The organism is Bradyrhizobium sp. YR681 (genome assembly GCF_000282615.1).
GTDB lineage: Bacteria > Pseudomonadota > Alphaproteobacteria > Rhizobiales > Xanthobacteraceae > Bradyrhizobium.
This window is the reverse complement of sequence record NZ_AKIY01000257.1, coordinates 1-9,007: the sequence shown is the minus strand read 5'-3', so window position 1 is coordinate 9,007 and position 9,007 is coordinate 1. Positions and strand designations below refer to the sequence as shown.

The window sequence follows — 9,007 nt, the reverse complement described above, 5'->3', positions numbered from 1 at the left end:
CTGGATTGCTTCGCTGCGCTCGCAATGACGGAGCAAGAACTCACCAGCGTCGCCCAGACGCACACACATACGAATTAAACCGGAGGATCCCATGAACATCCGCTCCAACCCTGAAAAAACCGTCCCCGCCGTCACCACCGGCCCGCTGCCCTCGTCGCGCAAGATCTTTGCATCGCCCGATGCCGCCCCTGATATCCGCGTGCCCCTGCGCGAGATCATCCTGTCCGAAGGCGCCGGCGAGCCGAACCTGCCGGTGTACGACACCTCCGGCCCCTACACCGATCCGTCCGTCACCATCGACGTCAACGCCGGTCTCGCCCGCGGCCGCAAAGCCTGGGTGCTGGAGCGCGGCGGCGTCGAGGAATATCAGGGCCGGCAGATCAAGCCGGAGGACAACGGCAGCGTCTCCACCGACAAGGCCGCACGCGCCTTCTCGGCCTATCACCAGCCGCTGCGCGGCCTCGACGGCCACAAGATCACCCAGCTCGAATTCGCCCGCGCCGGCATCATCACCAAGGAGATGATCTACGTCGCCGCGCGCGAAAATCTCGGCCGCAAGGAGCAGCTCGAACGCGCCGAAGCAGCGCTTGCCGACGGCGAAAGCTTTGGCGCCTCCGTCCCCGCCTTCATCACTCCGGAGTTCGTCCGAGCTGAGATCGCGCGCGGCCGCGCCATCATCCCCTGCAACATCAACCACAGCGAACTCGAGCCGATGATCATCGGCCGCAACTTCCTGACCAAGATCAACGCCAATATCGGCAACTCGGCGGTGACCTCGTCGGTCGAGGAAGAGGTCGAGAAGATGGTGTGGGCGATCCGCTGGGGCGCCGACACCGTGATGGACCTCTCGACGGGGCGCAACATCCACACCACCCGCGAATGGATTTTGCGCAATTCGCCGGTGCCGATCGGCACGGTGCCGATCTACCAGGCGCTGGAGAAGTGCAACGGCGACCCGGTCAAGCTGACCTGGGAGCTCTACAAGGACACGCTGATCGAGCAGTGCGAGCAGGGCGTCGACTATTTCACCATCCACGCCGGCGTGCGCCTGTCCTACATCCACCTCACCGCCAGCCGCGTCACCGGCATCGTCTCCAGAGGCGGCTCGATCATGGCGAAGTGGTGCCTGGCGCATCACAAGGAAAGCTTCCTCTACACCCATTTCGACGAGATCTGCGACCTCATGCGCAAGTATGACGTCTCGTTCTCGCTCGGCGACGGCCTCCGTCCCGGCTCGATCGCCGACGCCAACGACCGCGCGCAGTTCGCGGAGCTGGAGACGCTCGGCGAGCTGACGAAGATCGCGTGGGACAAGGGCTGTCAGGTCATGATCGAAGGCCCCGGCCACGTGCCGATGCACAAGATCAAGATCAACATGGACAAGCAGCTTAGGGAGTGCGGCGAGGCGCCGTTCTACACCCTCGGGCCCCTGACCACCGACATCGCGCCGGGCTATGACCACATCACCTCGGGCATTGGAGCGGCCATGATCGGCTGGTTCGGCTGCGCCATGCTCTGCTATGTCACGCCGAAGGAGCATCTCGGCCTGCCCGATCGCAACGACGTCAAGGTCGGCGTCATCACCTACAAGATCGCCGCCCACGCCAGCGATCTCGCCAAGGGCCACCCGGCCGCGCAGCTGCGCGACGACGCGCTCTCCCGCGCCCGTTTCGACTTCCGCTGGAGCGACCAGTTCAACCTCGGCCTCGATCCCGAGACCGCGAAAAACTTCCACGACGAGACCCTGCCGAAGGAAGCCCACAAGGTCGCCCATTTCTGCTCGATGTGTGGCCCAAAGTTCTGCTCGATGAAGATCACGCAGGACGTGCGGGATTACGCGGCGACGCTGAATGATCCGCACTCGATCGGGATGTCGATGAGCGGGACGGCCGAGGACGGCATGAAGCAGATGAGCGCCAAGTTCAAGGAGATGGGCGAGAGCTTGTATCTGGATGCGGAGAAGGTGAAGGAGAGTAATCGGGTGTTGTGAGCTCTCCACTCGTTATGCCCGGGCTTGCTCGGGCATCCACGAAGAAAGCCGGGTGAAACACCCGGCTTTCTTTTTGAGAGAACAACTGATAGGTGCACTACTATTGCGCCTCAATCGGCAGCGCTATAGAAATTCAGCGTATATTCCCAAAGGCGCTTCATGAAATCGTTCGCTGAACTTCTAACCAGCCTTGCTTCCCTGGTGGGCGTCGTTGCACGATGCGTTCACTGACAGCGGCCATCTTCGAAAAGGGCGCGGGATGGTTCGTTTCGCTCGCGTGGCTTCTCGTGATCCTAGCTATTCTCGCCGATATCTTCGGGAGGATCGCTGCGGGGATTAGCCTCACCTATCATCCACTACACGAGACAGCACCTTACGATCGCGAACTGATTAACGTGCTCGACATCTCATTCGCGGTCGCTGTGCTTGTCGCCATCTCGTCGTCCGTGGCGCTCGCGCGACGGCGACGATCCATGGCATCGCTATTGGTGATCGGATGCTGGCCGGCTTTGATCGCTTACTCGAAAGTCGACCTTGCATTCGTCGAAAAGGGACCACAATTTTTCGAGCGATATGCCGGAGACGCGCACTTCCGAATCCCGTGGCAGTATGGACCAAGAGGCGAGGATCAACCGACGCCGAACGGGATTGGCATGCATCTTTGCCTGGATACACTCGCTGGCCAGTATGCCGGCGCATGCAAGAACGGCAAACATGAACAGCTCTCGATCTATCCGGCGAACGGCCTATTCATGGGTGGCCCAGATGAGCCGTCTTGGCGAAGGCATCCTGCCCAATTCGCCGAAGCAGGTGTTAGGAGCGGACATATTGCCTATGTGAGATCATTCCCCGCGGAACGCGGTCGAGCCGGGTTGAAGAACTACTATTTTCGCCGAACCGATCCTGACGGGAGATTGCTTCGCGCGGTGAAATGTTACGAGTCTGGTGGCTGCGAGCACTACACGATGCTCGATCGCTACATGCTCTATTACACCGCTCCCGAGGCCGACTTCGTTAAGTGGGAAGAGATGGACCGCAGACTTAAATCGCTCGTAGACACGTGGATCGTCCCCTAGGAAGCAAGCTTGGATGGCGAAGCGAGTCCGGGGCTAACAAGCAACCGCGCATCGCTTCGCTCATGTGAGCTACAGTCGGGAACAATTGACTTGCCTGAGCTTCCCCCCCACCGCCTCCCCGACCAACTCCTCCCCAACCTCCGCCTCATCTTCGTCGGCACCGCCGCCTCGACGCGTTCGGCCGAGCTCGGGCACTATTACGCCCATCCCGGCAACCGCTTCTGGCGCGCAATCCATGAGGCCGGCATCACGTCGCGACGCTATCAGCCGGGCGAGTTCGCCGCGCTGATCGAGCTCGGGATCGGCTTCACCGATCTCTCCAAGTCGGGGGCCGGGATGGATCACCAGATCGCGGCTGAGACGATCGACGTGCCGGCGTTCAGAGCCAAGATCGAAAAATACCGGCCGAAGACGATTGCGTTCACGAGCAAGAAGGCGGCGAGCTTGTTTTACGGCAGGCCGTCGAGCGGAATTGCGCTGGGGCGGCAGCCGCGCGATGAGAGTTTGCCGGAGATTTTCGTGCTGCCGTCGCCGTCGGGTGCCGCGTCCGGGCACTGGACGATCGAGCCGTGGCGAGAGCTTGCGGCGTGGATCGCTTCGTAGGGTGGGCAAAGGCGCGTCAGCGCCGTGCCCACGATTTCTCCGTGAGTCGCGGGAGTGCGTGGGCACGGCGCGCGAAGGGCGCGCCTTTGCCCACCCTACGAACCGCACCCGCCCTAGAGATCGAAATTGGTCGGCAGCATCACCACGTCGCGGATGGTCATGCCGCGCGGCCGGGTCAACATGAACATCACGACCTCGGCCACGTCGCTGGCTTCCAGCAGGCTGCCGGAGTTCCTGGCCTCCTTCAGCTTCTCGGGCGGCCAGTCCGCGAGCAGGGCGCTGACGACCGGGCCGGGCGAGATCGAGCCGACGCGAATGCCGTGCTTGAAGACCTGGCGCCGCACCGTCTGGACAAAGCAGTTGATCGCCCATTTGGACGACGCATAGACCGGCTCCCATGGCGTCGGAAAATGCGCCGCCAGCGAACTCGTGACGATGATGTCGCCGGTCCGGCGCGCGATCATGTGCGGCAGCACGTCGTGCACGTTCTTCATCACGACGTTGACGTTCAGGTTCAGCATCCGGTCGATCGCCATGGTGTCGGCATCGACCAGATCGCCGCCGACATAGGTGCCTGCGTTGGCATGCAGGATGTCGAGTTGCCCCGTCTTCTCCAGGACGCGCGGCAGCAGCGATGCACAGTCTTTCGCATCCAGCAGGTCCACGACCAGCGGAATCACCGCGTCGCCGTGCTTGTTGCCGAGCGCCTCGAGCGCGGCGGCGTCGCGGTCGACCATCACCACGCGCGCGCCCGCGGCCAGCATCGCCTCGGTGCTCGCCAATCCGATGCCGGACGCGGCCCCGGTCACGGCGGCAACCTTGCCTTCCAATTCGTTTGCCATGGGCTCACCATCCTGCTGGAATTGGCAGTATAGCGATCCGAAGCGACCTGGCGAAGCGGATCACGTCGCCAAACGGACAACCCGCGGACAAACCTCATCCTGTCGGAATCCGCCTCGCTCGTTCGTCCTTGGACAAATCGCATTCACTTTGGAGTTCCCGGATGCCGCCCACCATCACCGCCTTCGAAAATTCTCCCGACCGCGGCCGGGGACAGGCCCGCGACATGCGGGTGCGCTGGGCGCTGGAAGAGATCGGCGCGACTTACGATGTGCGCCTGGTATCCTTCAAGGCGATGAAGGAACCAGCGCACCTTGCGCTGCATCCGTTCGGACAGATTCCGACCTATGAGGACGGCGACCTTGCCCTGTTCGAGACCGGCGCGATCGTGCTGCACATTGCCGAGCGCCATGCCGGATTGCTGCCGCAGGACGCGAACGCCCGGGCCCGCGCGATTGCGTGGATGTTTGCCGCGCTGAGCACGCTGGAGCCGCCGATCGTCGAGCTTGGGATGGCCATGCTCTTTGAGCGCGACAAGAGCTGGTACGCGGAGCGCCTGCCGATGCTGCAGGAGCGCGTCCGTATCCGGCTCGGCGAACTGTCCCGCCGCCTCGGCGATGCCGACTGGCTCGACGGCGCGTTCAGCGCCGGCGACCTCATGATGGTGACGGTGCTGCGCCGGCTCAACACATCGGGCCTGCTGGACGAATATCCAGATATCGCCGCCTATGTCGCCCGCGGCGAAGCGCGGCCGGCGTTCCAGCGGGCATTCGAGGCGCAATTGGCGGTGTTTCGGTCTGCACCCGGCTCGTAGGGTGGATCAGCCGAAGGCGTAATCCACCACTGTTGGTCTCCGCGAATGCAGAAGCGGTGGGTTACGCCTTGCACCCTCGCGAGTCGATAGACCGCGCTTGTGAACGGCTAACCCACCCTGCGCACCTCCCTCGCCTCACTGAAACCTGTACGTCACCCCGATCGTCGCCAGATGCGAACGCATCGTCACGTCCCATGTCGCGCTGGCCGGATTGAGCGTCGGATCGGTGCTGGCACGCGCGGCGGTGAAGCTGGTCTTGCCGTAATCGGCATAGCGGTATTCCGCGCGCGCCAGCCAGTTGCCCCACAGCGCGGTCTCGACGCCGCCGCCCAGCGTCCAGCCGGTCATGGTGGTGGATTTCCTGATGATCCCCGGCGAGAGACCAAAGATGTCGGTGCAGACGAAGCTGACGCAAGTCGAGGTCAGCTCGACATTCTGCCAGGCGACGCCGCCGGTCGCATACAGCATGGTCTGCGGCGTGACGAGGTAACCGAGCCGCGCCCGAAGAGAGGCGTCCCAGCGGCTGCGGATCGACAGGCTCTCGCCCGGCTCCTGCGAGTCGGCGAGGAAGATCGTCGTAAAGCCTTCGCGCGTGGTGGTGCGGTCGGCGAAGCCGATATCGCCCTCGATGCCGGCGGTCCATTGCTGCGCGACCTGCCAGAGATAGCCGGCATGGGGATTGACGCGGAACGCGATGTTGTCGAACGGTTTTGTTCTGGCGCGGTTCGCAAGGACATCGTCCGTGAAGCCGCCGACGGATTCCGAAGTTGCGGTGAAGCTGCTCTGTGTGGCGCGCGCCCCGAGGCCAAGGCCGGCATAGGCGCCGGTCCAGGACATCGGCATCGCCGCCTGCGCGGACAGCGGCGACGAACGACCGGTGACAGGCGCGCCGAACTTCCAGGCAAGCCCGACGCTCGCATTGTGCGTGGCGAGCCTTGCGTCGAAATTGTCGACGATGATGGTCGCCCCCGCGGTCGGGTTGCGCGTGATGGTGAAGGGCGCGGTGCCGAAATCGGCATAGCGATACTCGGCGCGGAGCAGCCAGTTGCCCCACAGCGCGGTCTCGAGGCCGCCGCCGACCGTCCAGCCGGTTTTGGTCGTGGCGTTCGACACCGTCACCGGCGTCGCGCCGTTGCAGACGAGGCTGACGCAGCTGGAGGTGATGTCATAGTGCTGGAACGCAACGCCGGCGGTGGCGTAAACCAGCGTCGTCGGGGTCAACAGATAGCCGGCGCGGCCACGCAGGCTCGCATCCCAGGTGGTTTTCACCGAAAGGCTGTCGATGTCGTAGGTCGACGAGCCGAACACCGGTGAGTAGCGAAAGCCGCCGAGCCGCGCGCGCTGGTCGGCGAAGCCGACATCGCCCTCGACACCCACGACCCAGTTCGGCGCGACCTGCCAATTGGTGCCGGCATAGGGATTGACGCGCAGGCCGATGCCGTTGAAGGGCTGGGTGACAACGCTCTGGCTGATGTCGCGCGGGATGCCGTCAAACGACACCGACGTCGTGGTGAGGTCGGCCTGCGTCGACCGGAAGCCGAGGCCGAGACCGGCATAGAAGCCGGTCCATGACGACGCCACCAGCGGCGGCGCCTTGGTGAACGGCGCGAGGTCCGCAGCCTGCGCCGGTGCAGCGAGCGCAAGCGCGGCCAGCAGCGCGCTGCCGCAAAGCCATCGCGACATGTTTCGGCAGGTCGATGAACGTCGCATGTCGGGCCCTGGTGCAAGAACTTCGGGCCGAAGCCATAGTCCAAACGGGCGACGCCACGCGTCCTCCGATCGAACGACATCGCGCAGATGGCGCCGCACTGTTGCAAGCGCGTCACGGCGGCGATACGACTTGAGGTCGAACAGACGGGCGCCAGCCGGCCCGCATCAAATGCAGAAAGCCGCCGCAATGAGCGAGGATCTCTCCGGTGTCTGGGACGGCACCTACCTCCAACCGGGCACGGGGATGGTCACATTCACCGCGACGCTGGTCGATGCCAATGGCACGCTCAGCGGCGGCATCACCGAGCCCTGCTCGAACCCGCGCTGCCCGGTGCGAACCCACAATGCCTCGATCACGGGTCATCGCTCCGGCAGCGCGGTCGCGTTCGTCAAACGTTACGAGCCGCCCGGCTTCGGCTTCGATACGGTTCATTACGAAGGTGCCGTGAACGCGGAGGCGACCGAGATCGACGGGCGCTGGCGGCTGCCGGGAGAATCGGGATCGTTCCTGATGATCCGCGCCGGCAGGACAGCGCAGACAGCGACAACCGAACGACGGGCCAAGGCGCCGGCGCGCTGAAGGGAGCAACCCATGCTGACCCTCTACTCGTATCCAGAGCTGTTCGGCGTCGCCGACAACAACGGCTACGGCCTCAAGGTCTACGCCTTCCTGAAGCTCGCGGGTGTGCCGTTCGTGCACGAGCACGTCTTCGATGCCTCCGCCGCGCCACGCGGGCAGCTTCCCTATGTCGTCGACGACGGCGAGACCATCGGCGACAGCGAGACGATCATCGCGCATGCGATCGCCAAATATCACCTGGGCATCGATGCCGCGCTATCGACCGAGCAGCACCGGACCAATCATTTGGTCACCCGCATGCTGGATGATCTCTACTGGGTGATGTCCTATTCGCGCTGGAAGGACGAGCGCTTCTATCCCGCGTTCCGCGACGGCTTCATCGCGCAGCATCCGCAGATCGACGCGGCCGGCTTCGAGAAAGCCATGGCCTACAATTCGCAGCGCTATCATTACCAGGGCATCGGCCGCTACACGCCCGACCAGGCCTACGCGCGGGGCCTCGCCGATCTCCAGGTGCTGGCCGAGATCGTGCCTGCGGCAGGCTTCGTGCACGGCGCGGCGCCCACCAGCGCCGACGCCGGCATCTACGGTTTTGTCGCCAACATCCATTACTTCCCGATCCCCACGCCGCTGAAGGCGTTCGTCGATGCGCACGACAACCTCGTCGCGCATTGCGAGCGGGTTCATGCGATGGTGAGGTCGTCGTCCGCGGTCTCGTAGGGTGGGCAAAGCGAAGCGTGCCCACGATCTGCATCCATCACGGGGAATGGTGGGCACGGCGCTTGCGCGCCTTTGCCCACCCTACGGCACCGTCTTCTACCGCATCGTGATCGCGAGCCCGCTGAGATCGGCGTTTGCCATCAGGCCGACCTGCGTGCCGGACAGTTCCAGCACCGCACCCTTCTGGTTGGTCAGCACGATGGCGCGGGCGCCGCGGCCGACCGCAATGCCGGCACCGGCGGCGCCATAGACCCCGGCGACGTCCGAGGGCCGGTTGATGTTGGAGACGCGGCCGCGCAGCACGGTCTTGGAGCCGCCGAAGACGAGGCCGTAATCGAGCCCGCCGGTGGAGAGCGAATAGGCGCGGCCGCGGAAGTTCAGCACGCCCGAGCCGCCGGAACCGCCGATGATCCAGCCCGCCTTGTAGATCGTCAGCACCACGGTGCCGCCATCGGCCAGCGCCGAGGTCGTGAGCCCGGCAAGGGCGGCAATGCCGACCAGCGCGGCGCGAAGGGTGGATGCGATCTTCATGGAGTATCTCCGGGGGCTATTTTTCAAGGGGAGGAATCGAATCAGACGGCGTCAATCTATCCGATGGATCGGGGCGGCAACATGATGGGGGCAGTGAGGCGCGAGGCGCAGCAGCGCATTCAACTGTCATCGCCCGGCTTGAC

Annotated in this window: 9 protein-coding genes; 6 read left to right on the top strand and 3 right to left on the bottom strand. The window is 64.2% G+C overall.

The window, feature by feature from the left end:
* Positions 1-91 precede the first annotated feature (91 nt).
* The 3 genes from thiC (at position 92) to PMI42_RS27875 (ending at position 3,669) form a co-directional block, all read left to right on the top strand.
* Positions 92-1,990, top strand: a complete 1,899-nt coding sequence (gene thiC, locus PMI42_RS27885) for a phosphomethylpyrimidine synthase ThiC (RefSeq protein ID WP_008140486.1) — start codon at positions 92-94, stop codon at positions 1,988-1,990.
* Between the two features lie 218 nt (positions 1,991-2,208).
* Positions 2,209-3,066: a hypothetical protein gene (locus PMI42_RS27880; protein ID WP_035966845.1), complete on the top strand. Its 858-nt coding sequence runs from the start codon at positions 2,209-2,211 to the stop codon at positions 3,064-3,066.
* Between the two features lie 90 nt (positions 3,067-3,156).
* The gene (locus PMI42_RS27875; RefSeq protein ID WP_008140482.1) at positions 3,157-3,669 is read left to right on the top strand and encodes a mismatch-specific DNA-glycosylase; all 513 of its coding nucleotides are present in this window, start codon (positions 3,157-3,159) and stop codon (positions 3,667-3,669) included.
* A gap of 113 nt (positions 3,670-3,782) precedes the next feature.
* On the opposite strand, the gene PMI42_RS27870 is transcribed toward PMI42_RS27875, so the two are convergent.
* Positions 3,783-4,511: an SDR family oxidoreductase gene (locus PMI42_RS27870; protein WP_008140480.1), complete on the bottom strand. Its 729-nt coding sequence runs from the start codon at positions 4,509-4,511 to the stop codon at positions 3,783-3,785.
* A 161-nt stretch (positions 4,512-4,672) separates the two neighbouring features.
* Here PMI42_RS27870 and PMI42_RS27865 point away from each other — a divergent pair, with 161 nt between their 5' ends.
* The gene (locus tag PMI42_RS27865; protein WP_008140478.1) at positions 4,673-5,323 is read left to right on the top strand and encodes a glutathione S-transferase family protein; all 651 of its coding nucleotides are present in this window, start codon (positions 4,673-4,675) and stop codon (positions 5,321-5,323) included.
* A 135-nt stretch (positions 5,324-5,458) separates the two neighbouring features.
* Here the strand turns inward: PMI42_RS27865 and PMI42_RS27860 are convergent, their stop codons facing one another.
* Positions 5,459-7,006 carry an outer membrane protein gene (locus PMI42_RS27860; protein ID WP_035966842.1) on the bottom strand — a complete coding sequence of 516 codons (1,548 nt, stop codon included), beginning with the start codon at positions 7,004-7,006 and terminating at the stop codon, positions 5,459-5,461.
* Positions 7,007-7,220: 214 nt separating this feature from the next.
* On the opposite strand from PMI42_RS27860, the gene PMI42_RS27855 reads away from it, so the two are divergent.
* Complete coding sequence (locus PMI42_RS27855) at positions 7,221-7,613, top strand: hypothetical protein (protein WP_035966847.1); 393 nt, start codon at positions 7,221-7,223, stop codon at positions 7,611-7,613.
* Positions 7,614-7,625: 12 nt separating this feature from the next.
* Positions 7,626-8,333 (top strand): glutathione S-transferase family protein, encoded by a 708-nt coding sequence (locus PMI42_RS27850; RefSeq protein ID WP_008140472.1) that lies wholly within the window; start codon positions 7,626-7,628, stop codon positions 8,331-8,333.
* Between the two features lie 96 nt (positions 8,334-8,429).
* Here the strand turns inward: PMI42_RS27850 and PMI42_RS27845 are convergent, their stop codons facing one another.
* A complete protein-coding gene (locus PMI42_RS27845; protein ID WP_008140470.1) occupies positions 8,430-8,864 on the bottom strand; it encodes a hypothetical protein in 435 nt (144 codons plus the stop codon).
* Between the last annotated feature and the right edge of the window lie 143 nt (positions 8,865-9,007).